Consider the following 24,425-nt stretch of genomic DNA (forward strand, 5'->3'; position numbering starts at 1 on the left):
TCGCTTCGATAGACGCGGTAACCCGGCCACCCCAGAATCTTCGTCCACTCACTGTCGCTCATCCCGCCGAGCGTACCGCCAAACCGCTACTCTGGAATCCAGTAAATCCACGAGTTTTTCAGATTCCTGCGCAGAGCCCGAAAAAGGTTGTTTTATAGGTTCTTGGGACTGTTGGGTGGTAGCTAACATTGCTGACCTCCTAATCCAGTTACGAGTCCATGAGTTTCGCCCGAGCCGGTTTCAGCCGGCGACCTGTTACCAGGTCGGCGCATGAGCCTTGGGGGCTTCCCCCTCGCAACACAATTCCGCGGTTTGACAATTCCGCAATCGTCAATCGTCAATCTGCAATCGTCAATGCCCGCGCAGCGCCGTTATCTTCTCCCTGACCTCTTCCGCGAACCTGGGCTCTTCCGCCTGCAATGACTCGAGGTTGATCTCGACGTTGGCGATCGCCCCCTCCATCGCCGCCCGCGCCAGCGCTTTAGCCACCCCTAAGTCCGACGCCATCCTCGGATTCGTCATCCCGCCCAGCTTCTCCGTAATCTGCCCCACCTCGTGCGCCCACTCCGCCACCGCCAGCGGGACGTTGGTCGCGTTGCGCAGCGCTTCACACACCGCGCCGTTCCCGGCGGAATCTTTTGCCTGCTTGTAAGCAGCCACCACCGCCTCGTAGGACGCCGCGTCTTCATCAATCGCCGCCTTCAGCACCTCGCGCAACAGCGCCAAGCGGGTGATGGCGTCGCCCAACTCGCGCTCGTACTGCACATAATTCTTTTTCCCGCGTGACATCGCCGCCACCATGTGCGCCAGCGCCGCCGCCATCGCTCCCGCTGCCGCCGCCGCGCTTCCCCCGCCCGGCGTCGCTGTGGGTGCGGCCAGTTGCTCGACAAACGGCTCAACTCCCGCGCGCAGCCCGCCGGCCGCCATCTTCCCGCTCATTACCGCCGCCAGCCGGTTTTCAAGAATAAGCGACGAATCGAAGTTCTCCACCTGCAGGAACCACTCCGACGCGTCCTCCAGCGCCTTCTTCGGGACCAGCCCCACAATCTCGCTGAACGCCGGCAGCACTCCATAGCGCGCCGCCTCGCGCTTCACGTACTCAAATACGCGCGCGATCGGCGTCTGCTCGAAATCCGTCAGGTTCATCGAAACTTGTGCCAAGCCGCGCACCGGCAACCCCATGCCCTTCACGTGGCGCAGCCCGCCGTTGGAAAACCGCACCGCCTTGGCCACGTGCTTCGCGATTTCCGCGTCCGGCGTGTTCAGGTACACGTTGTATGCGATCAGGAATTTGCGTGCGCCCACCACCGTTGCACCCGCCGTGGGATGCACCCGCGGCTCGCCGAAATCCGGTTTTCGTGCCGGGTTGGTGGCGATCTCGTCGCGGATGTCCTCGAACTGCCCGCGCCGTATGTTCTCCAGGTTCTGCCGCTCCGGCGTGGTCGCCGCCGCCTCGTACAGGTACACCGGAATCTGGAACCGCCGCCAGATCTCTGCCCCCACCTTGCGCGCGATCGCGACGCAGTCCTCCAGCGTGACACCGTCAATGGGAATGAACGGGATGACGTCGGCGGCGCCCATGCGCGGGTGCGCGCCTTGGTGCTTGGTAAGGTCAATCAGTTCGGCGGCCTTGCCGACCCCGCGGATGGCTGCCTCGCCAATGTTTTCGCGGTCGCCGGCCAGGGTGATGACGCAGCGGTTGTGGTCGGTGTCCATCTCCCGGTCCAGCAGATAAACGCCCGGGACTTTCATGGCCTCGATGATGGCATCAATCTTCGCTTTGTCGCGGCCCTCGGAAAAGTTCGGCACACACTCAACCAGCGTGGACATAGCCGATTAGGATACATCTGGTTCTCGCTTTTCGGTTATTGGTTTACGGTTTCCATGGCGTGAATTGCTTACCGTCAACCGCTAACCGATAACCGAAAACCCGCCGTCCCTGTACTAAGGTGACCCGCGCATTTCCAACTCGGCAAACCGCCCGCACCATGATTTCCGCTACAATGTGGGCAGAACCGGGTTCCAACCAGGAGCAGCTAACCACCATCGGGATGGTCTCGGAACCATTCTCAAGAGGTCTCATGAAGCGCATCGTTATTTGTCTTTGCATGTTGTTGCTGGCTGGACTGCCGGCAATGGCCACGGCCCTGGGTACCTCGGCGCGGACCGTCATTCCCTCCGACATCCAACAAATCATTTCGGTTGACTATCGCGCCTTGAAGAACTCGCCCACCGCGCAGGCGCTGAAGGCGCGCGTCCTGCCCGAGCAGCTTAAGGAATTCGAGTCCTCACTCCGCGGCGTGGGCATTAACCCCGACACCGACGTCGAGCAACTCACCTTCGCCTCGTTCCGCTCCAAGAGCGGCGTCGAGATCATTGGCTTGGCGCAGGGTACTTTTCCCACCAAGAAGATCCTGGCGCGCATAAAGGCCAAGAAGGTCAAGGCCCTGAAGTACCGCACCAGCGACCTTTGGTCCATGCCCGGCGGCCAGCAGATGACCTTCCTTGACGACTCCACCATGCTTTTCGGCCAGCGCGCCGCGGTGCAGTCGGCGCTTGATTCCCGCGACGGCGAAGCCCCCGCCCTCAACGGCAACTCCACCATCGCCGATATGATCCAGGCCGTGGATTCCGGCCCGGTGTGGAGCGTGCTGGACGCGCAGGGCACGCAGAACATGCTGCACTCCACCCTCGGCGACGCCGCCAAGCTCGCCGATTACGAGGTGGTCCGCAAGCGTCTGCTCGGCTCGCGCTACACCATGGAGTTCAACAACGGCGTCAGCTTCAATCTCAGCGTCTTGACCTCGGACTCCATGACTGCCGCCACCCTTTCCTCCCTCATCCAGGCCGGCGTCCTATTCCGCAAGATGAACGCCCAAGGCGTGGAGAAGGCCGCGCTCGACAGCGTCACCGTGAACTCCGACAGCGCCAACCTGAAGCTGAACTTCAAGTCCGATGAGGCGAAGTTCCGGTCCCTGGTCCAGTCGGACCTGTTCGCGTCCGTGATTAAGTAGAAGTATTTCGCCTCAGCTCGCTCAGCGAGCGGCAGAACCTAGCCCATGGTGTGAGCCGTGGGTCCACCTCTGCGCAGATGGCGAGCCCGCTTCAGCGGGCGACAGAAGAAATCGGATAGTCCAACGCCTCAGTGCGATTCCCAAGTTGTCCAGCGACCTCACCGGCGACTGGAACCTGAAACTTTCCCCACGTTTTCGAATCCCATGAATCAGGCGAACCATGCTTTTTGAAGGCAACGAGCGCAAGCGGCGCGAACGCGAAATGCGGCAGGCGGGACGCTTGCCTCCGGGGCAATCGCTCACCCTGAAATGGCCGGTGTTGCATTATGGCTCCGTGCCGCGCTTCGATCCCGCGAAATGGGATTTCCAACTGCGCGGGTTGGTCGAGAAACCGCTGCGGTTAAGCTGGGAGGAATTCAACCGCCTGCCGAAGTCGGAGGTCCACAGCGACTTCCACTGCGTCACGCGCTGGAGCCGCTTCGACAACACGTGGACGGGCGTGCTCTTCCGCGACATGCTGCAACTGGTGCAGCTCAGGCCGGAAGCGAATCACGTGCTCGTGCACGGCGAGCAGGGCTACACCGCCAACCTGCCGCTGGCCGACCTTGATCGCGACAACGTGCTCTTCGCCACCCATCACGACGGCGAACCGCTTTTGCCCGACCACGGTTATCCGCTGCGGCTGATTGTTCCGCACCTGTACGCGTGGAAGTCAGTCAAGTGGGTGCGCGGGCTGGAATTTCTCGATCACGATCAAGCCGGCTTCTGGGAGCAGAACGGATATCACATGTACGGCGATCCGTTTAAGGAGCAGCGCTTCAGCGAGTGAATGAAAGCCTTGGAATTAAGAATTAGGAAGTCGGAATGAAGAATGCCTGGCAAACCGTGTGGGCGCCTGCATTCTTCATTCTGACTCCTTACTTCTTCAAAATCGGGTTGTAGCCGTCGCCCGTCAATTTTGAGCGCATGGACTCTGCCTCTCTCACGTCCCGGAACGGCCCGACCTGCACGTGATAGAACTTGTCCGTTGGCCCATTGGTGGTGAGGACCGGATAATTTTTCTTGCGTAGCGCGTTGACCAGCGCGTCGGCGTCATCCTGCTTGGTGACCGCCGCCACCTGTACCATGTATCCCACGCTCAGCGACACCGGCTTCGTCGCTTCAGGCGTTGTCGGCTTCGATTCGATGGTCCTGGTTGAAGCTTGCGGCGCAGGCGGCTTGGCCGGAGACTCCAGCTTGGCCTTGGGCTCGTTCTGCTCGACCGCCTTGTAAAAGGTCAGCTCGTCGGAACTGGATCTCGCCCCGTTATCCGGTGGGCACTCACCCCCACTGGCGCAGTCAGGCTTGACGGGAGTCTCTGGCACTGTCGGCGACGGCTTGGTTGCGCCGCTGGTGTGGATCACTGCGGTCCCGGCCGCCAACACCGGTTCAGCCGCCGACTTCCGCCCCAGCGAAAAGCCCATGCTGAAGAACAGCGCGCAGACGATCACCAACCCGAAGAACAGGCCCAGCAAGCGGCCCGTTCCCAACGTGACTTCCTGATCCTGAGAGTCCATGTCTACTCCAAAATGCAGGCGTCAGGTAAGGCAAACCAGAAGCGCTGAAGCCTGAAGCCTGCTACGTTCCGCTTCCCGCCGGCGCCGCGCGATCCTTCATGCGCCTATCAATCAGCGACTGCAAGCCTTCCAGCAAATCCACCGGCAACGGGAAAACGATGGTGGTGTTCTTCTCCACCCCGATTTCGGTCAGCGTCTGCAGGTAGCGCAATTGAATGGAGACAGGCTCGGTGGCGAGCAGGTGTGCCGCGTCCACCAGGCGCTGCGCCGCCGAGAATTCGCCCTCGGCGTGGATGATCTTGCTGCGCTTCTCGCGCTCCGCCTCCGCCTGCTTGGCCATGGCGCGCAGCATGGATTCCGGCATGTCCACTTGCTTCACTTCGACGTTAGCCACCTTCACGCCCCAGGGCGCGGTGTGCTGGTCGAGGATGCTCTGGATGCGCAAATTCAGCTTTTCGCGGTGCGACAGCAGTTCGTCGAGCTCGACTTCCCCCAGCACCGAGCGCAGCGTGGTCTGCGCAAACTGCGACGTCTGGTAGAGGTAGTTCTTCACCTCGACCACGGCGCGCCGCGGGTCCACCACGCGCAGGAAGATGACCGCGTTCACCTTCAGCGTGACGTTGTCGCGCGTGATGATGTCCTGCGGCGGGACCTCCAGTGCCTCCTGCTGCAGCGAGACGCGGACCATTTTGTCCAGCGGCGCAAACACCAGGAAAATGCCGGGTCCCTTGGGCTCGGGCAGCAATCGCCCCAGGCGGAAGATGACGCCGCGCTCGTACTCGGGAAGAATCTTGATGGAGTTCAGGATGTACAGGACAAAGATGGCGATAGGAATGAATGTGAGCGGATTCATAGCAGTGTCCGCCTCCGCAGGCTCTCCAATTTGGATGTTTCTGCGCGAATTGTAACAGCTTTCGCGCAGCCTTCTATGAGGGAATCACCGCATGGCAACCTTGGGAGTAACGAGGCACGACCCACCGGGTGATTCGCAATCATCGGTTGCCGCTGAGTCTCTTTGGCACGGCTTAAATTTCAATGTAACCCGGTTGCTGCAAGTCGCATCTATCAGCCTCAGTACACGTTGGCCATGAGATTTTCAAGTCTGGCGCGCAGAGATCGTGTTCCGGCCACGGGCCTGCAGCGGCTCACCACGGCGCTGTGTCTCGTCCTGATGGTATTTGCGTCGAGTGCTGCGGTTATCCACACGCATCCCGACACAGCCCAGACCGGGCCCAAAGCCACCCACTGCCTGATCTGCGTTGCGGCGCATGCGCCCACAATTCTGGTTTCGACCGTAGCGGCAGCGCCAGCCGTTGCCGGAGTTCGCGCCACCGTCAGCCTGCCCGATAGCGATCCGCACAGCCGCTTCCTTTCGCCCGATCTCTTCATCCGTCCTCCGCCCGCCACCGTCTAGTTCCGCGCAATAGTGCACGCCCGATTCAAGCGAAACCGGGCCTGTCCCCATTTTGCGAAGGGAAAATGCCTTGTCGCCTATCCGTGTGGATAGGAACGGGTGGACGGAGAAAATCATGAACGCTGTCGCTTCATCGCACTGGCATCCTGGCGCAACAACTCTGCGCAAGCTGTTCACAATTGTCACGGTTTTCCTGGCCATCGCAGGCACATCGTACGGGCAACAACTTGGCGGCGCAGGGACCATCACGGGTACGGTCGCTGACCCCACCGGCGCGGTGGTTCCGGGCGCAACGGTAGCGATTCGGAACCCGGTTAGCGGCTTTGAGCGCACGACGGCTACGAGCAAGTCAGGGTCGTTCAGCGTCTCCAACGTTCCGTTCAACAACTATCATCTCACTGTCAGCGCGCCGGGATTTGCTTCCTACGCTCAGGACATCGACGTGCGGTCGATCGTGCCGATGAATGTGGGCGCCGTTCTGAAACTGGGGAAGGCCGACATTAGCGTCACCGTGGAAGCCACGGCGGAAGACCTCTTGGAAAATACTCCGTCGTTTCACACTGACGTCGATCGTGCGGTGTTTGACAAGCTTCCTCTGGAAAGCCAGTCGTCATCCGTCAGTTCGCTGGTGACGCTGGCAACCCCCGGAATCGCAGCCGATTCCAACGGGAATTTCCACGGCATGGGCGATCATGCGGAAAATTCATTTTCGGTTGACGGTCAGCCGATTACCGACCAACAAAGCAAGGTCTTTTCGAACCAGATACCGATTGATTCGATTCAGTCGCTGGAAGTGATCGCGGGCGCCCCACCCGCCCAGTTTGGCGACAAAACCAGCGTCGTAATCAACGTCACCACCCGTTCGGGACAGGGCCAGACTACGCCCAAGGGCGCGCTGACGACTTCCTACGGCAGCTTTGGCACTTCCAATGTCGATTTCAATCTTGCATACGGAGGTCAGAAGTGGGGGAATTTTGTCTCGTTGAGTGGGCTTAACAGCGGGCGTTTTCTCGATCCTCCGGAATTTAAGGTCATGCACGCCAAGGGCAACCTGGAGAATGTGTTCGACCGGCTGGATTTTCAGTTGTCCAACGCAGACTCCATTCACCTGAACCTGGGTTTTACCCGATCTTGGTTCCAGAACCCAAACTCTTTCGACATGCAAAACGCGACCGCATGGAACGGACTTGTGGTCAACAATAACGGGCTTGGGCCGGACGGCCTTCCAGTTGGTCCCACCGACCAGCGTTCGCAGATTAAGACATTCAACATCGCGCCGTCCTGGACCCGACTGTTGGGCTCCACGGCGGTTTTCACGCTCGGCGCTTTTGTGCGGCGGGACCAGTATAACTACTACCCCAGCGGCAACCCGTTCTCCGATTTCGTTCCGGATCTTCAGTCACAGACGGTAGCTCAGGACAGGACGCTGACCAACGCGGGTCTGCGTTCCGATATTTCCTACGTGAAAGGGATCCACAACCTGAAGGCTGGAATCACGTATGAGCATACGTTTCTGAACGAGAATGACCACCTCGGGATCGTCGATCCCACCTTCCTGGGTTCACTCACGGGCGTGAATGGCAATCCGTGCGTGGATGCGAATGGGATCCCGGTTGCCGACCCGTGCACAACCCTTGCTCCTTTCGACCTCACGGCGGGAGGAAAACTTTTCGGATTTCGCGGGCACGCGGACGTGAAGGAGCTCGCGCTCTATCTGCAAGATGCGATCACGAAAGGAAGCTGGACTTTCAACCTCGGAATTCGCGGCGATTTTTACAATGGGCTATCCACCCACCGGGAGGCCGAGCCCCGCTTGGGAGTTGCCTATAACATCAAGCCAAGCAACACGGTTCTTCGCGTCTCCTATGCGCGACTCCTGGAAACTCCCTTTAATGAAAACCTCGTGCTCGCCAGCGTTGGGTGCGCGAACGCCGTCCTGAACCCATTGCTTGGCTGTTCTTCCGTGTCGACGACGCCTTTGAACCCTGGTTGGCGCAATGAATTTCATGCCGGGCTTGAGCAAGCCTTTGGCCGGCATCTGGTGTTCTCCGGCGAGTACATCTGGAAGTACACCCACAACGCCTACGATTTCAGCATCCTCGGCAGCACGCCGATCACATTTCCGATTCAGTGGCATAACTCCAAAATCCCGGCCTTCGCCGGTCGCGTCAATCTGACCGACTTCCATGGCCTGACCGCCTTCACCGTCTTCTCCACGGTCGCGGCGCGTTTCTTTCTGCCCCAGATGGGCGGAGCCGGCGCTACTCCATCGGCTCCCGGCGGAGTGTTCCGTATCGATCACGACGAGAGGTTCAACCAGACGACGCACATTCAATACCAGCCTCGGAAGCGTGGACCGTGGATCGGTTTCAACTGGCGTTACGACAACGGTCTGGTCGCCGGACCCGTGCCGTGCGCCGGCGGAAATTGCAATAACGGACCCAACGGCAGCGATACTGTGGTCGATGTCTCCGGGCTTACTCCCGACCAGCAATTTCAGGCAGGATTGTTTTGCGGAGCGGTGCGCGCCACGCCTACCACCCCTATCAGTCCGACGAGCCTTTGTCCGGCTGCCCAGTACGGTTCCACGCTTATCTCAATACCGAAGCCGGGTACCGAGGATGATGACCACAATCCGCCGCGGATCGCTCCCCGTAATCTCTTCGATCTGGCCGTGGGGCACGACAACCTCTTCAACGGTGACCGTTACAAGTGGAGTCTGAATCTCACGGTCATCAACTTAACCAACCGGGTGGCGCTGTACAACTTTCTGTCAACCTTCAGCGGCACGCACTACGCTTCCCCCCGCACCGTGACCGCTCAACTGGGCTTCCATTTCTGATTGCAAAAGGGTGAGGGAGCTACGGCCCAAGCTCGTAGCTCCCTCACCCTACTGACTGTTGGCGATGTTTACCCGCCGCTCGATCTCAGCCGGTCTTTCGCGCTCGCTTTGGTTTCGCGGCGGGCTCGGCTTCGGGCATCGCCTCCGCGGGTTGCTCCGCACTGACAACCGAGCGCACTGGTTTCTTGCCCAAGGCAAGGCTCGCCTTCAGCGCTTCCATGATGTCGATCACCGGAGCAAGTTGCTGGGTCGCGGGCGCCTCGACCACCTGCCGGCCCTGTACCTTGGCTTGGATCATCGCCATCAGGTTTTCGCGGTACGAGTCTTTATACTTGATCGGCTCGAACTCGGCGGCCAGCGAGTTGATCAGAGTCATCGCCAGCTCCAGTTCCTTGTCCTTGACCAGTGAGCTGTCGGTGCGAAACTCCTCCATCTTGCGCACTTCATCCTCGTAGTACATGGTGTGCAGCAGGATGCCGCGCTGGCCGGGACGCAGAATGACAATGTGCTCGCGGTTATGCATCGCGATCTTGGCGATGCCCACGTAGCCCGCGCGCTTCAGTGCCTCGAACAGCAGCGCATACGGCTTTTCGCCGGCATCGTCGGGCGCCATGTAATACGAGCTCTCGTAGTACACGGGATCAACCTGGTCGGACTTGACGAACTCCAGGATCTCCATCGTCCTGGACGAGGGCGGAGCCGCCTTCTTGATGTCATCCTCGCCGATGACGACGTACTTGTCCTTTTCGTATTCGTAGCCCTTCACCAGTTCGTTGCGGGCCACGGGCTTGTCCTCGGCCTGACAGAAAAGGACCTGCTTAACGCGGGAGTGATCAGTCGCGTGCAACTGGTTGAAGCTGACGGTTTCGCTGCGTGCCGCGCTAAAGAGTTTTACCGGTAGGGACACCAATCCAAACGTGAGGTGCCCCTTCCACACTGTGCTTGCCATCCTACACCTCGCCAGAGCGTCGGGGGAGAAAGGGATAATAGAAGTATCATAGAATCAGCATATTGCCAAGCGCACCATGCCCCTGGACGATTATTCCCGCAAGCGCGATTTTGCCCGCACCCCGGAGCCTAAGGCGGATGCCACACTTTCGGCGGCCCAGCGATTTGTCGTGCAGAGACACGCCGCCAGGCGTCTGCACTACGATCTTCGTCTGGAAATCGGCGGCGCGCTGAAGTCGTGGGCCGTTCCCAAGGGGCCCACCCTCGATCCGAAACAGAAGCGCCTGGCGGTTCATGTTGAGGATCACCCGCTGGAATACGGCGACTTCGAAGGAACCATCCCGGCGGGTAATTACGGCGCCGGAGTAGTGACCGTGTGGGACTCCGGCACCTTCGAAACGCTGGGCGAACCCGCGGCCGAGCAACAGCTTGAACGCGGCGACTTCAAGTTTCAACTGCACGGCAGCAAGCTCATGGGCAACTTTGCCCTGGTCAGGATCAAGAGCAGCAAGAAAGACGAGTGGCTGCTGCTGAAGAAGCCCGATTTCGCCGCCCAGGACGGGTGGAATGCGGAGGACCACCTGGAGCCGGTGCGCAGCCGAGGCGTGGATTTGTCGCTAGTTTCGGGGGCCAAGCTGGCTGCCATGCCGGAGCGGGTTGAGCCCATGCTGGCCACGCTGGCCGGCGCCGTACCCGAGGGCGGTGAGTGGGTGTACGAGATTAAGTGGGATGGATTCCGCGGGCTGTGCTTTGTGACCGGCGGCAAGCTTCGCCTCCTGTCGCGAAACGGTCATCTGCTGAACCGCCAGTTCCCGGAGTTGCAGCACCTGCCGGAATTGATCACGGCCGATTCCGCCATCATCGACGGCGAGATCGTCGCCTTCGATGCCGGCGGCCGGCCCAGCTTCAGCCTGATGCAGCAACGCACCGGCTTCGTCGCCGCGGAAAGCCGCAGTCGCGCGCCCGTCTCGCTGGTCGCCTTCGACCTGCTGTACCTGAACGGATACGACCTGCGCGATGTCGCCTTGAGCGAACGGCTCAAATTACTTCGCAGCGTGCTCCATACCGGAACGCACCTGCGGCTCTCGGAGTCCTTTTCCGGCACGGGCCAACGAGTGTTGCAGGCGGCGCGTGATCACGGCCTCGAAGGTGTGGTGGCGAAAAGACTCGACAGCAAGTACGAATCCGGCCGCAGCCGCTCCTGGGTCAAGGTAAAGTTTGCCACGCAACAGGAGTTTGTGATTTGTGGCTTCACCAGCGGCAGGCGGAAGCCTTTTTCCTCGCTCGTGCTGGGTTACTACGACAACGGCACGCTGACCTGGGCGGGAAATGTGGGGACCGGCTTCACCGACAAGTTGCTCGCCGAAATCTACTCACAACTGGAGAAGCTGGCGAGCAAGCGACGCGCCTTCCCGGCAGATGAAGATATCCCCGATGTGACCTGGGTCGTTCCCCGGCTGGTCTGCTCGGTGCGATACAGCGGCTGGGGCTCCGACAATCATCTGCGCGCTCCGGTTTTCGTCGGCATGCGTCCCGACCTGGATGCGAAAGATAGCGTACGCGAGTCGGCTGCCTTATCCCCTGCTGCGCCCGCGGACGACGCCAAGCTGTTGCCGCCAGGCAAGGCGGAAGTCACCCTCGAGGTGGGCGGACGACAGTTGAAGTTCACTAACCTGAACAAGGTGTTCTATCCCGCCGACGCCTACACCAAGCGTGACGTAGTCAACTACTACCATGACGTCGCGGCGCTGCTGGTCCCCCATCTGGCTGGCCGGCCGCTCTCCCTCAAGCGCTATCCCAATGGCATCGACAGCGAGTATTTTTTCCAGAAGGATGCGCCGGCGTCGTTCGCATCGTGGCTGAACACGGAGAAAATCGCCGCCGAGGACAATGCGCCTGCCAAGCGTTTTGTCATTTGCGACGATGAGCCGACCCTGCTGTATCTCGCCAACCTCGGTTGCATCGACCAGAACCCCTGGTTCAGCCGCGTCGGATCGCTGGACTGCCCGGACTTCATCGTGCTTGATCTTGATCCCTATCACTGCGGCTTCGACCGCATCGTGGACGCGGCGCTTCTGGTTCGCCGCAAGTTGGCGGATTTGGAACTGGAAGGCTATCCCAAGACCACCGGCGGCGATGGCATGCACGTGTATGTGCCGATCGCGGCTGACTACACCTACGAGCAAGTGCGTACCTTCGCCGAAATCATTGCCCGGCTGGTGATCGCGGAGCGTCCGGGACTGTTCACCACCCCGCGCACCTTGACACAGCGCGAAAAGGGGAAAGTTTATTTCGACTACCTGCAGATTTCCTGGGGCAAGACCATCTCCGCCCCGTACGTACTGCGCGCACACCCCAAAGCGCCCGTGGCGACTCCGCTGCGCTGGAGCGAAGTGCGGCCGGGATTGTCGCCGCTCGACTTCACGCTCGCCAACGTCCGCGCCAGATTCCGGGACTTGGGCGATATCTTTGCCCCGGTGCTGACCAATTCGCAACGCCTGGAGACGGCAATGCAACGGCTGGAAAAACTCTTCCACGCGCCGAAGTAGGTTTGCGCGTAACCCGGTTCGCGTCCTCGAATCAACATAGCGACACTCCGTCCGCGCGCCGCGTTGGGGGTGCTTACCTTGGTACATGTACTTTTGGTGCTGGACGGTGCCGCCCATCCGTGCCCAACATGAACGAAAGTCTTGCGTTCATTGAGGTGTTTGCTTGCCTGTGGAATGGATCAAAGTCATTTCGTCTTTACTTCTCTTTCTCGTGCCTGCAACCACCATGGCCACGGATGTAGTCGGCATGATTCATGTTTCCGGAAATGATGCCACGATTGATGGCCATTCCTGCCGCGCCGTTGACGTGGGATACGATGGCGACCGGCTCGCCACCGGTGGCAACTCGAAAGCTGTCGTCACCGGCCGCGGCACAGTCGTTTCGCTGGCGTCGAACACCAGCGTGAAGCTCGGCGCCAAGGCGCTGGAGCTGATCGAAGGTTCGGTGGTCGTAAGCTCCGAATCCGGTGCCTCCACCAAAGTCGACAATCTCACCATCTCGACGCCTCCCGGCGTGCGCGCCAGGTTCCTGGCCAAGCGAGGGAACGATGAATTGCAACTCCTCGCTCTGGAAGGCAAGGTTGATGTCAGCGATGGGCAGCAAACACAGCCCGTGCCCGCGGTCAGAGGTCTGAGAGTCAAGCTTCCGAAAGACAAAGACTCGGAGAACTCACCCAGGGGCGCGGCCAGGTGGAGTTGGTTGCACAATGACGATATCGGCATTCTGATCGTGGTCGCTGGCGCTGTCGCGGCCGGCGTAGCTGTGGGTCTCATCAACTCCGAAAACGCCACGCCCGTGAGCGCACACTAGCGATTGCCGCCGCAATACCGGCCCGCCCCGCCCCTGCACAATAGAATGCCCTCGTGAAACCTATCTCCTGGCGAAAGCAACTGGTGTTCGTTGGTTTCGGGTACGCTGCTGTTTTGGCGTATGCGGCGGAACCCTGCGCGTCGCGCTTTGAGGCGGCGATTACTTTGGCGACTTGCTCGCGCGCGCCTGTTTCGCGGCTGCCGCCGGCTCAATCGTCAGCTTTCGGCAATCGTCGTTCTTTGACGCCTTCCAGACATATCCGCCCAACGTCGTGACGCTCTTCAGCGACACCTGTACTGGCCGCGGCGTGCCATCGGGGTAGGGATATCTCACCGTGTACTCGGTTCCCGGATAGAACAGGGCATTGTCCTCGCGGCAGACGAGTTGTCGTCGCGTTTCGCCGAGCCGAACCCGCATGACGTTGCAATTGAATTCCAGCCGCCGGATCGGAAGTTTGCCGGCGTTGCGGAACCTGAGGCTGATGCCGTCCGGCTCAGTTGCGCCGCTGACCAAGGTCACCGGGCAGGTGCCGGCAGCTTTCGCCAGCGACGTCATAGACATTGCCAGGATCGCGATTTGCATCGCTTTCACCATCTATGACATCACTCTAGGTATGCGCCGGCTGATTCGGCGCGCGCTGGTCTGGGCTGCTGACGGTCACCGGTTCCACTTCGAGATGCAGGTCTGCCACGGCGCGGACGCGCACTTGCTCGCCGGCGTCAGCCGGAACGGAAGAGATCGCGTTCCATAGTTCGCCATGGACGAAGACTTTGCCCTGCGGCACGAGCGGGGTGCGGGCGATGGCGATTTCTCCGACCAGGCCTTGCGCCCCGGTCGTGATCTTGCCGCGCCGCGCCTTGAGCGCGATGCCCATCAGGAACGTGCTGATCACGCCGAGCGGAATGGCGACCGCCAGCGCGGTCCAGAGCCGTACTCGCATCTCCGGGATGGGTGCGTCCACCAGCAGCAGCGCGCCCAACACCAGCGATGCGATGCCGGCGATGGTGAGAATGCCGTGCGAAACGAATTTCGCCTCCAGCGCAAAAAAGACGAACGCGACCAGGATCAGTGCGAGCGCGGCGTAACGCACCGGCAGGATATTCAAGGCGAAGACGGCGAGCACGACAAAGAAAAACCCGACCACGCCGGGGACGATCGCGCCGGGATGGTTGAACTCGACGTAGAGCGCCAGCAGCCCGATGGCGAGCAGCACGAACGCCATGTTGGGATCCATCAGGAAAGCCAAAATCTTCTGCTTCAGCGTCATGTCGAACTCGCGCACCGGCTTGCCCGCCAGATGCAGGGTCACGGTCTCGCCGTTGAAGCGCGTGATGGTGCGGCCGTCGAGTTGCTTGAGCAGGTCTTCGTCGTTTTGCGCGACCACGTCAATCAGCTTGTCTTTTAGCGCTTCCTGGTCGGTGAACGATTTGGATTGCCGTACGGCGCTTTCCGCCACCTCCACGTTGCGTCCGCGCTTGGCGGCTACCGCGCGCATGAGAGCGGCGGAATCGTTCTCGATTTTCTCCGACATGATCTTGTCTGGCTGCCCGCCGCCGAGGGTCACCGGATGCGCCGCGCCGGTATTGGTGCCCGGCGCCATGGCCGCGATGTCGGCGGACTCCAGGATGAAGAATCCGGCCGAGGCGGCGCGGGCCCCGCTGGGCGCCACGTAGATGATGACCGGAACCGGCGAGGCCACGATCTGCTGGATGATCTCGCGCGTGGATTCAGCCAGCCCGCCGGGCGTGGAGATCCGGATGAGGATGGCGTCGGCGTGCTGCGCTTTGGCCTCGACGATGCCGCGCGTGATGTACTCCAGGCTGATGGGGTGGATGGTGTCGTGGACGTCGAGGCGCAGGATCTCGGCGCACGCCGGAGTGGCTGCGGATACCAGAAGCAGAAGCGCGAGCAGGGAAGTGAAGAATGAAAAACGCCTGGTGCGGCGCTGCTGTGCCCAATCCAAACCATCCTTCGTTCTGACTTCTTCATTCTTCATTTCTGGATCTTCTCAGCGATGGTTCGCTTCAGTGCCAGCGCCGCGGAGTTTTCGGGTTCCAGGGCGAGGACGCGGTCAACGTTTTCTTCGGCTGCCTGTGGCTGGTTGGATTTCAGGTCAAGGCGCGCCAGCACCAGCATAGCCTCGGTTGAGATCGGCTCCAGGCGCAGCGCGGCTTGGGCCTCGGCGCGCGCGCCGGCGTCGCTGATGTCCTCCAACGAGCGTGCCAGTCCGATGTGCGCGGCGGCGCTGGTCGGATCGAGCTGAATGGCTTCGCGGAAATCGCGCTCCGCCTCGGCGTTGAAGCCCTTGGCCAGAAACTCGCGCCCGCGCGTGACGTGAAACGCGGCGTGCGAGCGCGAGTCGGTCTTCGCCAGGCGCGCTTCGGCGGCGTTCTGGATTTCCAGCGCTAGCTGCTGGAAGGAAGTCTCGTCGTAGTTGCGCTTGATGCGCGCCATCGGGATCTTCGTGCGGCCACCCGAGTCAGAGACCCGAACCGCACCGTCGGTGGTCCGGGCCACGCTGCCGGCGGCGATGCTGTCGAGCAGCGTCTTGGCTTCGGAATCGGTCGGACGAAGCGAAAGCGTCTCGCGCAACTGGCGGGAAGCGCCGGCGAAATCGCCCGCACGATAGAGCGCGACCCCCAGGTTGAAGTGGTAGTCGGAATCGCTGCCATCGGCCTTGACCGCTTTCTGGAAGTAGTCAATCTCGGCCCGCTTGCCGCGCCGTCCGCTGACCGCGCCCAGGTTGTTGTAAACCTCGGTGAGCGGCAGCCGCGAGGCCACGAAGTCAAACGCCTCTTCCGACTTGGCGAAGTCGCCCAGGTAGTAGGCGGCCAAGCCCAGGTAGAAGTTGGCTTCGCGCGCCGCCGGATCGCTGCGCGGAACCCGTGCGAACCATGGCGCCGCCTGTTCGTAATCGCGCTCGTCGAAGTAGGTTCGCGCCAGTTGCAGCATGGCCATGGTGTAGTCGGGGCTGAGGCGGATAGCTTCGCGGAAATGTTTGATCTTGATCGGCCGCGAGGTCGCGATCACGCCACGAACATAATTTTCGAAAGCGTCGAGTCGGATGGCGCCGGCGGCGGCCACGAATTGGTCGCGCGAGGGCGGCAGTTCGGGATTCACCAGCCGCAGCAGGTCCCAGGCGAGCGCGGTCTGGATGTCAATCAGCTTGACCAGCGTCCCTGATTCGACCTGCTCGGCGGACAGCCGCAGCGCCTTCATGTCGAGCAGTTGGGCACGCGCGGTGAACGTCTGGCCGTCGAAACTGTAGGCGCCGAGCACGACCAAGTCTGCGTCCATCTGCTCGGCGATGCGGTAGAGCGTGGCGCGTGAAAGATGAAGGTTGGCGGGAACGCCGGCGCGGTCGAAGGCGTAGCTGCGGTCTTCGCGCGACACGATGTAGAGCAGCGGCGATGCCAGACGCTTGCCCAGGATCTCGGGGAAGGATTCGCTGATCCACTCCAGCCCCGGCGCTTTCGAGGTGTTCTCGAAGGGAAGCACGACCAGGGTGCGGGCGGCAGGAATCGCCGGCCGCGTTTGCGCGGCTGCGCCGGTGCTCGGCAAGGAAACCAGCAGCACGACAATGATGTGTCGAAGCAGCTTCAAGATACCTCGATTATATCCGCTGCAGAGTGGGGAAAATGGACGAAGAGAGGGAGCAGAGCAGGTGGTTGGAAATTCTCGAATTCCGCATTGCTGCAGCAAACCCACCAGCCCCCCCTGGAGAAGTCTCCCTAGAGCAAATGTCGAGACGCGAACGCGGAGCTAACAAGTCTTGCCCAGGCGGGATGCGATGCCTTCACGCTGGCGCGGATCGCGGGGCATAGCTCAATTGCCATCACGCAGCGGTAGATTCACCCTCAGGCCGACGCGATTGAACGGGCCTTTGCCCCCGTTTGGAGCTGAGACAGTGTCCGCTTCGGAGAAACCGGATAAAACCCAGGTGGGCACAAAATTGGGCACAGCGACGAAAAGCCTGAAACCGGCACCGCTGCAACTTGATGGTGCGAAAGGGGGGATTCGAACCCCCACGGGTTGCCCCGCCAGATCCTAAGTCTGGTGCGTCTGCCAATTCCGCCACTCTCGCACGCGGTAATGATAGCAACATTCCGGGCATCGGGCATCGCGGAAACGTGGCACCGCAAAGGCAAATTCACTGTTGATTCTGCAGATATCGCTGTGGACGGCCAAGAGGGGAGGCTCGTGGAGCAAGTGCGACGGTTCTCGCAGGCGAGAATTTCGTGGAAGCGCGCTGCTCGAGCCACGCTGAGGGTGCCACACTCACCCGTGCCCCCGTCGCGCCGGGAAGTTACTGGACGCGGCTGAGGCCCTCGTAAATCCACATGCCGGCGATAACAAGGATGAGCAGGCCGGAGGCGGCGCCAAGAATGCGAACCGGCAAATTCACCTTGTTGAGGCGAGCGATGACCTGCTGCTGCTCAATCTGCATGTGGGATTCGGATTCATTGAGGAAGAGCTGATCGTCCTCACGCATGGCCAGCGTGCTGCGGTAGATCAGCAGGATGACGAGAACTGCCGTGAGCACGCCCCACACGATCAGAAGATTAGTCAACGTCGATGACATACGTCACCCCGGTTGTTTGGTCGCCAGGTCCCGGCACGAGCCGGAGCCTTGCGGAAATTATATGCCTGAGGGCAAGTCGAAGCGGGGGATTTTTTTCAGGCCGCAGACTTCTGGCGCAAGGCCCACGGCGCAAGAACCGAGGACCCGTGGACCGGCGGAAAGTGCGACCCGGGGGTAGCGCGGGACATCCAATCTGCTGGAATCAAACGAGCCAAGGGTTGGTCACACCAGGGTGTGACGAGACTCTGCGGAATGTTATAATCCGGCTCGAAAGGATCAGAGGAGACCAAATGGCGACAACGACGACAACTCCGACCAAGACGGCGCCGATCAACATGACCCCGAACGCAATCGCCAAGGTAAAGGAAATCATGGCGCAGCAAAACCCGGTCCCGGCAGGACTGCGGGTGGGCGTGGTGGGCGGAGGATGCTCCGGGTTCTCGTACTCGATGTCGTTCGAGAACGCGGCTGGGCTGATGGACAAGAGCTACGACTTCGACGGCCTGAAAGTGTTCGTGGACGCCACCTCCCTGATGTACCTGAACGGCGCCCAGATTGACTACATCGAGACGCTGGAAGGCGCCGGGTTCAAGTTCGAGAACCCGAACGTGAAGAGCACCTGCGGGTGCGGGTCGTCGTTCAACGTGTAAGAAGCTATTGGCCTTTAGTCGTTAGCCAGAACAAATTCTAAGAGCCTCGCGGAGACGCGGGGCTCTTTGTTTGAGCGGCGGGTGGTTCGTAGCCAGTGGTTCGCTGAGAACCAAGGCGCCGTAATCAGGGGGCGGTGAGGGGAATGGTCTGGCGGTGATTGCTGAGGACGTCCTCGATGTCGACCGAATTGGGATTGATCTTCACAATCTTGTAGCGGCGGTTGACGATGTCGCCTTCGCCGGCGACGAAAACGTCTTCGCCGGTGCCGAGAAATATCTTGGTCGGCTCGCCTTTGCGGCTGGCCAAGCCGAAGAATTTCAAGTTAATAGGCGGCGGAGGGGGAGGGCCGGGTGGCGGGGGCGGGGGCGTATTCTCGGCCTTCTTGATCGGGCTTTCGATCGGCTTGGGAATTTCGGCTTCGGCGAGGAAGATGTTGCGGCCGGTGCCGGTGTAGTCGGTGTGCTCGCTCCGGGTGAGGAGATCGAGGCGCAGGCGCGGGTCGAGCGGCGCCAGTGTGGTTGTATCATGACCTCCAGGGGTGTGGCCGCGGGCACGGCGTCCGCGCGGGGACTGAGGAGCGGCGGCGGCCGCAGCCTGAGTGGTGGTGGGAGTAGCGGCAGCAGCGGGGCGGCCTCCTCCGGACCACATGCGCGCCAGCAGGAAGATGGCAACGAGAAACAGCACGCTCGCAACGATCGTGGTCGTCCGATTTTCCGTGCCCAGCTTCATTGCGCTCCACTCTTCAGGTAAGTCTCCAGGCTGACAGCAAGGCGGACCTGGCCGGCCTGCTGCTCGCCCAAGCTGACGCTATCAATAATGAAAAACACTTTGTCGCGCTCGATGGCATTGATGAACTTGACCGCGGCGAGATAGTTGCCGGTAATATTGGCGCCAATCCGCAGGTGGTTGAGGTTGGGGAGGTCGGAATCTAGTTCTTCGTACTTGGCGGAGTTGAGGTTAACGCCGTTAGAGGACGCGAGCTTGCCGATCTCGGCGGTGAGAGCGGCGGCGCCGGAGGCGAGGCGCTGCTCGTAGAAGGCATCAATCTGGGTACGCGCCTGGTCCACGCGGGTCTGGACCTGGTCGGGCGGAATGACGATCTGCATTTTCTGCTGTACTTGGCGGCGCACGGCTTCGAATTCCCGGCCGCGCGCGGCGCCGGCGCCCGCGATGGGGGTGAGCAGCACGAGGGCGGCGGCGATGTCCACACCCAGCAGCACGCCGAGGACGACGTAAATGCGTTTGCGCGCCAGTCGAAGGTTCGTCATTACTGGCCGCCCCCTTCCTGCGCGGCGGCCGCGACCGGCACATATTGCGCGGTAATTTCAAACTGCACGGTGTCGCCGGGCTGAGCGCCACCGCCTTGGCGGGCTGTGCTGCTTTCGGACAGCACCTGAGCGTGGCGGAACTCGCGAGACTTCTCCATGTTCTGGACCAGCTCGATGGCCTTGTCGCGAGAGTCGCCGGCGACCACCATGTGGATCTCGATCTCATTATTAATATCGAGCTGCGGAGCGATGGAGATGACGTGCAGGCGCGTCGGCACGAGGCGCTCCAGGTCGGCGAAGATCAGGGTCCAGGAGAATTCCTTGCGCAGGATGAGGCTGTTGAGCACCTGGGATTTGTCGCGGACCTCGCGGTTGCCGGGCTTGTTGAGGACGGCAAGGTCCTGCTGCTCCAGCCGGTTGAGCTTTTCCAAGGTGGATTTTTCTACTGCGATCCTTTGATTGACCGCGTGCGTATGGCGCCAGCCGGCTACGGCGCCGTAAACGAGGGCGGCGGTGAACAGCGTGGCAGCCAGCAGTGCGGCGCCCCAGAGCAGGAAAAAACGCTGGGCGTTTTCGTAGGGCTGGCTGGCCAGATTGATCTTGAACTTCATCAGTAACCAGCCTCTGCCCCTCGGCCGTTGGCCGTTGGCACGCGGCGATTCAGTATTCCGTTAATCATCCGAGCAAGGCTCCTACCACGCCGGCGAAGAGCGTAGGCGCGAGATTTCCCTGCGCTCCGACCTGGGAAGCGGATATCAGGTCGGCGACGCGAGCGCCCGTCTGCGATTCCAGGGCGGGGCCGATTTCGCGCGCCGAGGCCAGTCCGCCGAGCAGGATGCGGTCCACCTTCATGCCGTAGTTGTCCTGGAAGAACACGAGCGAAGGATAAATGTCGTCGGCCAGGGCGGCGGCATCCAGGCGGTTGCCGTGCGGGTTCTCCAGCGTGCGGTAAAGCAGCACATCCTCGGGCTGAACGATGGCGACGGTGGTGGTGGTGACGTCCACCTTAAGGACCAGCGTGGGGCTCTCGGCGTCGACGGCGCCGAGCGCGGCCAGCATCGAAGGCAGCACCACGCCCGGGCTGTAGCCGGCGTCGCGGATCAGCGTTTCGTATTCCGTGAGCACCGCGGGAGGAGTAACAGCGGCGATGACCTTCACGTTGCCGTTGGCCCGCCGGACGTCATAGGAGAGCGCGGCCTGCTCGGCGTCGAAGGGCAGCGACTTCTTGAGACGAAAGCGAACGACAGGGTCGGTGTCCTGGCGGCGCTCGGGAAGCTCCTCGAAATCGAGCAACACGATGCGAATGGCGGCGTCGGGCAGGATGACGATGACGTCGCGCGAGCGCGCGCCGACGGCGGTGAGAGCCTCGGAGACAGCTTCGCGGACCGCGCCCGCGTTGGCGACATTGGACGCGCCAAGACCGGGAGCCAGACTGCCCGGAGGGATGCTGCGGGCGGAGACGGCCTCCACGGCGCCGGAATCGGCGGCGCGAGCGGCGATGACGCGCTCGGAAGTGAGTTCGCAGGCGATACGCGGTTTGTCGGAAGCGGCCATTGGCTCTAGTTCTCAGCAGGAGGATCGCACGCGGGTGCGCGCGTGCCACACGTTATCTCATGGTTTCGATAAACGTGACCTTGTTGATCTCCTTCAGCGTGGTGGTGCCGGACTTTACTTTATCGAGCGCCGACTGGCGCAGGAACTGCATTCCTTCGTCGCGAGCGGCGCGGCGAATCTCGGAAGTCGGCTTGCGCTCCAGAATCATTTCGCGAATGCGATCGCTGAGTTCCAGTAGTTCGCTGATCGCGGTGCGGCCGCGGAAGCCGGTGCCGTTACACTCGATGCAGCCCACGCCTTCACCGAAGGGAACGTCGCCCCAGAGTTTCGGATCCAGTCCGCTGGCCTCTAGGATGTCAGGGGGGTAATGCAACTGCTTCTTGCAGGCATCGCAGATGACGCGCACCAGCCGCTGGGCGAGGATACAGTTCAGCGCGGAGACAAAGTTGTAGGGCTCGACGCCCATGTTGAGGAAACGGCCCAGCACGTCCACGACGTTGTTGGCGTGGACGGTGGTGAACACGAGGTGGCCGGTCAGAGCGGATTGGATGGCGATCTGGGCGGTCTCGGTGTCGCGGATTTCGCCCACCATGATCTTGTCCGGGTCGTGGCGCAGGATGGAGCGCAGGCCGCGGGCGAAGGTCAAGCCCTTCTTTTCGTTGACCGGAATCTGGGTAACGCCGCGAATCTGGTATTCCACCGGGTCCTCGATGGTGATGATCTTGTCCTCGTCGGTCTTAATCTCGTTCAGCGCGGCGTAGAGCGATGTCGTCTTGCCGCTGCCGGTAGGACCGGTGACCAGCACCATGCCGTAGGGTTCATGGATATAGCGGCGGAAGCGGTGCAAGGTGTCGTCGTCGAAGCCGACTACGTCGAGATTGAGCTTGTGGAACTTTTCGCTCATCGACTCCTTGTCGAGCACGCGCAGCACGGCGTCCTCGCCATGAATCGAGGGCATGATGGAGACGCGGAAATCGATGAAGCGGCCGTTATAGCGCACACGGAAACGGCCGTCCTGGGGCACGCGGCGCTCGGAAATGTCGAGTTCGCTCATTACCTTGATGCGCGACAGGATGGTGGAGTGGTGCTCCTTGGCGATTTGCTGCATGGCTTGCTGGAGCACGCCGTCGATACGATACTTGATGACCACCGAGTCGTCGCGGGTCTCGATGTGGATGTCGCTGGCTCGGCGCTGGAGCGCGGTGAAGATGGTGGTGTCCACCAGACGGATGATGGGCGAGATGTCGCTCTCGGCGGAAGCCAGGCGCTCGATGGAGATGTTCTCCTCGCTCTCTCCATCCTCGGGGATGACATCGAGGGTGAAGCCCTCGCTGGCCTCGTCCAGCACGCGCTGGGATTGCTCGGTCTTCTTCAGGATGTCGCTGATCTGCGACAGCGTGGCAACCCGGGTGCGAATGCGCTTGTGCAGCAGCAGGCCGATCTCGTCGATCATCATCAGCTGGCTGGGGTCAGCCATGGCGATGACGAGCGAGCCGTCGGCGAGCTCTTCCAGCGGAACGAAGTTGAAGCGGAACATGAGCTCGACCGGGATCTTCTTCATCAGCTCGTGCTGGATGTGGTGGTTGCGCAGATCGAGGAATTCGCAGCGATAGCGGCGGGCCAGATCGCGCGCGCGCCCCTCTTCTTCCGCCGGAGTGGCAGCGGCGGCGCCGTTGCCGCCGTTTACGAAAAGAGATTTCTTGTCAGTAGCCATGGGTCGTCAGTCGTGGGTGGTTAGTTGTTGGTTTCATTGCTCGTTGATCGTTGGCAAACTCGAAAGTCGATGGTTCATGGTCGACGGCAAAAGCAATTTCTCCCCTTCCGCTTCGCGTCAGGGTCGAAATCATAAGTGCTACAAAGAATGTGTTTCCTCAACAAGAACGGAGAACGGGACAGAACTTGCATCATCGCACGCCTCCGGCGCCGAGGGTGAAGATCGGCAGGTAGAGCGAAAGGAGCACGAAGGCGACGATCACGCCCATGACAATGAGGATCGCCGGTTCGATCAGCGACATAGCAGCGGTAAGCGCGGTCTGCACGTCTTCTTCATAGAACTCGGCGACGGAAGTCAGCATGGCCGGGAGCGCGCCGGTGGATTCGCCGACCTCGATCATCTCGACGGCGAGATCGGGGACAGAGCCGGTCTCCTCCAGGCTCTTGGAAAGCGATGCGCCCTCGCGTACGCGGTTTGCGGCACGCGCCAGGGCCGAGGCCATCAGGCGGCTCTGCATCGAGCTGCCGGCGGTTTCCAGTGACGGCACCAAAGGCAAGCCGCCGGCGAGCAGGGTAGCCAGCATGCGCGCGAACATCGCAACCTGGTACTTCAAGGAGATCTCGCCGAACAGCGGTATGCGGGCGCGCAGCCGCTCCAAGGCAAATCCGCCGGCCTGGGAATGACTCCATCGCCAGACCAAAGCGAAGACGAGCAGCAAGAAGGCCGCCGCGTGGATGGCGTAATGCTGGGCGCCGACGCCGATGGCCAGCATGAACTGCGTCAAAGGCGGAATAGCGTCGGCGCGGCCAATGGCGGTGTACAGGGTCGCGAACTGCGGGATGACGTAGGTCAAAAGGAAGGCGAGCATTACGACCACCAGGGTCGCCAGCAGAGCGGGGTAGATCAGGGAAGCGATCAGCTTCTTGCGAAAGGTCATGGCTAGGCGCTGGAAGGAGATGTAGCGGTTCAGCACCTCTTCCAGGTTGCCGCTTTTCTCGCCCGCCAGCAGCGTGGTGGTGTAAATGCGCTGGAAGGCGCCCTGCGCGGCGAACGCATCGGAGAGCAATTCGCCGCTCTTGACGCGGTCGCGCACGTTTTGTAGCAAAGTGCGGAAATAGAGATTGCGCTGGCGCCGAATGAGCAGGTCCAGCGCGGTCAAGATGGGCAGGCCAGCGCGAATCAGCGTGACGAACTGCTGATTGAAGACGACGAACGTGTCCATCCTGATCTTGCGCCGCCGCGGCAGCTGGATCTGGCCCCCGACCAGGAGGCCGCGCGGCTTGACCCAGTACACCATGTAGCCCAACTGCGAGAAGCGCTCGCGGACCTCGTTGGGCGAAATGCCGTTCTCGGTCTGTTCGAGGACGTGGCCGTGCTCGTCGGCCATTTTGATGACAAATTCAGCCATTCGACGCTGTTGATTCTACTGCCGCACAAGGGAGGCAATTTGCTATCAGTGTAACACTGCGACTCAGGATCGGAGCAGTCGTTAGTCGTTGGTCGTTCGTCCTCGGCAAGCCCC

General features: G+C 61.3%; 21 protein-coding genes and 1 tRNA gene. 7 read left to right on the top strand and 15 right to left on the bottom strand.

What is annotated here, in order from left to right; all coding sequences use genetic code 11:
* Positions 1 to 351: 351 nt before the first annotated feature.
* Positions 352 to 1,830, bottom strand: coding sequence for a glutamate formimidoyltransferase (gene ftcD / locus LAN64_08050; protein ID MBZ5567789.1), 1,479 nt, complete (start codon positions 1,828 to 1,830; stop codon positions 352 to 354).
* A 251-nt stretch (positions 1,831 to 2,081) separates the two neighbouring features.
* Here ftcD and LAN64_08055 point away from each other — a divergent pair, with 251 nt between their 5' ends.
* Positions 2,082 to 3,014 carry a hypothetical protein gene (locus LAN64_08055; protein MBZ5567790.1) on the top strand — a complete coding sequence of 311 codons (933 nt, stop codon included), beginning with the start codon at positions 2,082 to 2,084 and terminating at the stop codon, positions 3,012 to 3,014.
* Between the two features lie 220 nt (positions 3,015 to 3,234).
* Positions 3,235 to 3,843 carry a sulfite oxidase-like oxidoreductase gene (locus LAN64_08060; protein ID MBZ5567791.1) on the top strand — a complete coding sequence of 203 codons (609 nt, stop codon included), beginning with the start codon at positions 3,235 to 3,237 and terminating at the stop codon, positions 3,841 to 3,843.
* An 88-nt stretch (positions 3,844 to 3,931) separates the two neighbouring features.
* On the opposite strand, the gene LAN64_08065 is transcribed toward LAN64_08060, so the two are convergent.
* Positions 3,932 to 4,570 (bottom strand): SPOR domain-containing protein, encoded by a 639-nt coding sequence (locus LAN64_08065; GenBank protein ID MBZ5567792.1) that lies wholly within the window; start codon positions 4,568 to 4,570, stop codon positions 3,932 to 3,934.
* A 61-nt stretch (positions 4,571 to 4,631) separates the two neighbouring features.
* A complete protein-coding gene (locus LAN64_08070) occupies positions 4,632 to 5,423 on the bottom strand; it encodes a slipin family protein (GenBank protein MBZ5567793.1) in 792 nt (263 codons plus the stop codon).
* Positions 5,424 to 5,657: 234 nt separating this feature from the next.
* On the opposite strand from LAN64_08070, the gene LAN64_08075 reads away from it, so the two are divergent.
* Both LAN64_08075 and LAN64_08080 read left to right on the top strand, forming a co-directional pair.
* Positions 5,658 to 5,984, top strand: a complete 327-nt coding sequence (locus LAN64_08075) for a hypothetical protein (GenBank protein MBZ5567794.1) — start codon at positions 5,658 to 5,660, stop codon at positions 5,982 to 5,984.
* A 115-nt stretch (positions 5,985 to 6,099) separates the two neighbouring features.
* Complete coding sequence (locus LAN64_08080; GenBank protein ID MBZ5567795.1) at positions 6,100 to 8,826, top strand: TonB-dependent receptor; 2,727 nt, start codon at positions 6,100 to 6,102, stop codon at positions 8,824 to 8,826.
* A gap of 85 nt (positions 8,827 to 8,911) precedes the next feature.
* Here LAN64_08080 and LAN64_08085 read toward each other — a convergent pair whose 3' ends face one another.
* Positions 8,912 to 9,775, bottom strand: a complete 864-nt coding sequence (locus LAN64_08085; protein ID MBZ5567796.1) for a Ku protein — start codon at positions 9,773 to 9,775, stop codon at positions 8,912 to 8,914.
* Positions 9,776 to 9,851: 76 nt separating this feature from the next.
* Between LAN64_08085 and ligD the strand changes: the two genes are divergently transcribed.
* Together ligD and LAN64_08095 are read left to right on the top strand one after the other, a co-directional pair.
* On the top strand, positions 9,852 to 12,323 hold the full coding sequence (gene ligD / locus LAN64_08090; protein MBZ5567797.1) for a DNA ligase D: 2,472 nt from the start codon (positions 9,852 to 9,854) through the stop codon (positions 12,321 to 12,323).
* A 226-nt stretch (positions 12,324 to 12,549) separates the two neighbouring features.
* Positions 12,550 to 13,134, top strand: a complete 585-nt coding sequence (locus LAN64_08095; GenBank protein ID MBZ5567798.1) for a FecR family protein — start codon at positions 12,550 to 12,552, stop codon at positions 13,132 to 13,134.
* A gap of 159 nt (positions 13,135 to 13,293) precedes the next feature.
* On the opposite strand, the gene LAN64_08100 is transcribed toward LAN64_08095, so the two are convergent.
* The 5 genes from LAN64_08100 to LAN64_08120 all read right to left on the bottom strand — a co-directional run bounded on the left by LAN64_08100 (position 13,294) and on the right by LAN64_08120 (position 17,716).
* On the bottom strand, positions 13,294 to 13,716 hold the full coding sequence (locus tag LAN64_08100; GenBank protein MBZ5567799.1) for a hypothetical protein: 423 nt from the start codon (positions 13,714 to 13,716) through the stop codon (positions 13,294 to 13,296).
* A 25-nt stretch (positions 13,717 to 13,741) separates the two neighbouring features.
* Positions 13,742 to 15,130 (bottom strand): nodulation protein NfeD, encoded by a 1,389-nt coding sequence (locus LAN64_08105; GenBank protein MBZ5567800.1) that lies wholly within the window; start codon positions 15,128 to 15,130, stop codon positions 13,742 to 13,744.
* A complete protein-coding gene (locus tag LAN64_08110; GenBank protein MBZ5567801.1) occupies positions 15,127 to 16,737 on the bottom strand; it encodes a tetratricopeptide repeat protein in 1,611 nt (536 codons plus the stop codon). The genes LAN64_08105 and LAN64_08110 overlap by 4 nt, the downstream gene beginning before the upstream one ends.
* 396 nt (positions 16,738 to 17,133) lie before the next feature.
* Positions 17,134 to 17,218 (bottom strand) — tRNA-Leu (locus LAN64_08115).
* Between the two features lie 222 nt (positions 17,219 to 17,440).
* Complete coding sequence (locus tag LAN64_08120; protein MBZ5567802.1) at positions 17,441 to 17,716, bottom strand: hypothetical protein; 276 nt, start codon at positions 17,714 to 17,716, stop codon at positions 17,441 to 17,443.
* 290 nt (positions 17,717 to 18,006) lie between these two features.
* Between LAN64_08120 and LAN64_08125 the strand changes: the two genes are divergently transcribed.
* Positions 18,007 to 18,366, top strand: a complete 360-nt coding sequence (locus LAN64_08125; protein ID MBZ5567803.1) for an iron-sulfur cluster assembly accessory protein — start codon at positions 18,007 to 18,009, stop codon at positions 18,364 to 18,366.
* 124 nt (positions 18,367 to 18,490) lie between these two features.
* On the opposite strand, the gene LAN64_08130 is transcribed toward LAN64_08125, so the two are convergent.
* The 6 genes from LAN64_08130 to LAN64_08155 form a co-directional block, all read right to left on the bottom strand.
* Positions 18,491 to 19,096, bottom strand: coding sequence for a hypothetical protein (locus LAN64_08130; GenBank protein ID MBZ5567804.1), 606 nt, complete (start codon positions 19,094 to 19,096; stop codon positions 18,491 to 18,493).
* Positions 19,093 to 19,635: a hypothetical protein gene (locus LAN64_08135; GenBank protein MBZ5567805.1), complete on the bottom strand. Its 543-nt coding sequence runs from the start codon at positions 19,633 to 19,635 to the stop codon at positions 19,093 to 19,095. Before LAN64_08135 ends, LAN64_08130 begins: the two co-directional genes overlap by 4 nt.
* Positions 19,635 to 20,246, bottom strand: coding sequence for a hypothetical protein (locus LAN64_08140; GenBank protein ID MBZ5567806.1), 612 nt, complete (start codon positions 20,244 to 20,246; stop codon positions 19,635 to 19,637). The genes LAN64_08135 and LAN64_08140 overlap by 1 nt, the downstream gene beginning before the upstream one ends.
* A 64-nt stretch (positions 20,247 to 20,310) precedes the next feature.
* The gene (locus LAN64_08145) at positions 20,311 to 21,189 is read right to left on the bottom strand and encodes a hypothetical protein (protein MBZ5567807.1); all 879 of its coding nucleotides are present in this window, start codon (positions 21,187 to 21,189) and stop codon (positions 20,311 to 20,313) included.
* Positions 21,190 to 21,241: 52 nt separating this feature from the next.
* A complete protein-coding gene (locus tag LAN64_08150) occupies positions 21,242 to 22,903 on the bottom strand; it encodes a GspE/PulE family protein (GenBank protein MBZ5567808.1) in 1,662 nt (553 codons plus the stop codon).
* Positions 22,904 to 23,093: 190 nt separating this feature from the next.
* Positions 23,094 to 24,311: a type II secretion system F family protein gene (locus tag LAN64_08155; GenBank protein ID MBZ5567809.1), complete on the bottom strand. Its 1,218-nt coding sequence runs from the start codon at positions 24,309 to 24,311 to the stop codon at positions 23,094 to 23,096.
* Positions 24,312 to 24,425 lie beyond the last annotated feature (114 nt).

The sequence above is a fragment of the Terriglobia bacterium genome (assembly GCA_020073185.1).
Taxonomy (GTDB): domain Bacteria; phylum Acidobacteriota; class Terriglobia; order Terriglobales; family Acidobacteriaceae; genus JAIQGF01.

Bases quoted from the DNA above. Each gene is read 5' to 3' on its own strand.
- LAN64_08150 (MBZ5567808.1), bottom strand. From the start codon at position 22,903: ATGGCTACTGACAAGAAATCTCTTTTCGTAAACGGCGGCAACGGCGCC.
- LAN64_08155 (MBZ5567809.1), bottom strand. From the start codon at position 24,311: ATGGCTGAATTTGTCATCAAAATGGCCGACGAGCACGGCCACGTCCTC.
- ftcD (MBZ5567789.1), bottom strand. From the start codon at position 1,830: ATGTCCACGCTGGTTGAGTGTGTGCCGAACTTTTCCGAGGGCCGCGAC.
- LAN64_08125 (MBZ5567803.1), top strand. From the start codon at position 18,007: ATGGCGACAACGACGACAACTCCGACCAAGACGGCGCCGATCAACATG.
- LAN64_08140 (MBZ5567806.1), bottom strand. From the start codon at position 20,246: ATGAAGTTCAAGATCAATCTGGCCAGCCAGCCCTACGAAAACGCCCAG.
- LAN64_08105 (MBZ5567800.1), bottom strand. From the start codon at position 15,130: ATGAAGAATGAAGAAGTCAGAACGAAGGATGGTTTGGATTGGGCACAG.
- LAN64_08145 (MBZ5567807.1), bottom strand. From the start codon at position 21,189: ATGGCCGCTTCCGACAAACCGCGTATCGCCTGCGAACTCACTTCCGAG.
- LAN64_08130 (MBZ5567804.1), bottom strand. From the start codon at position 19,096: ATGAAGCTGGGCACGGAAAATCGGACGACCACGATCGTTGCGAGCGTG.
- LAN64_08085 (MBZ5567796.1), bottom strand. From the start codon at position 9,775: ATGGCAAGCACAGTGTGGAAGGGGCACCTCACGTTTGGATTGGTGTCC.
- LAN64_08120 (MBZ5567802.1), bottom strand. From the start codon at position 17,716: ATGTCATCGACGTTGACTAATCTTCTGATCGTGTGGGGCGTGCTCACG.
- ligD (MBZ5567797.1), top strand. From the start codon at position 9,852: ATGCCCCTGGACGATTATTCCCGCAAGCGCGATTTTGCCCGCACCCCG.
- LAN64_08095 (MBZ5567798.1), top strand. From the start codon at position 12,550: ATGGCCACGGATGTAGTCGGCATGATTCATGTTTCCGGAAATGATGCC.
- LAN64_08065 (MBZ5567792.1), bottom strand. From the start codon at position 4,570: ATGGACTCTCAGGATCAGGAAGTCACGTTGGGAACGGGCCGCTTGCTG.
- LAN64_08135 (MBZ5567805.1), bottom strand. From the start codon at position 19,635: ATGACGAACCTTCGACTGGCGCGCAAACGCATTTACGTCGTCCTCGGC.
- LAN64_08100 (MBZ5567799.1), bottom strand. From the start codon at position 13,716: ATGCAAATCGCGATCCTGGCAATGTCTATGACGTCGCTGGCGAAAGCT.
- LAN64_08060 (MBZ5567791.1), top strand. From the start codon at position 3,235: ATGCTTTTTGAAGGCAACGAGCGCAAGCGGCGCGAACGCGAAATGCGG.
- LAN64_08075 (MBZ5567794.1), top strand. From the start codon at position 5,658: ATGAGATTTTCAAGTCTGGCGCGCAGAGATCGTGTTCCGGCCACGGGC.
- LAN64_08080 (MBZ5567795.1), top strand. From the start codon at position 6,100: ATGAACGCTGTCGCTTCATCGCACTGGCATCCTGGCGCAACAACTCTG.
- LAN64_08070 (MBZ5567793.1), bottom strand. From the start codon at position 5,423: ATGAATCCGCTCACATTCATTCCTATCGCCATCTTTGTCCTGTACATC.
- LAN64_08055 (MBZ5567790.1), top strand. From the start codon at position 2,082: ATGAAGCGCATCGTTATTTGTCTTTGCATGTTGTTGCTGGCTGGACTG.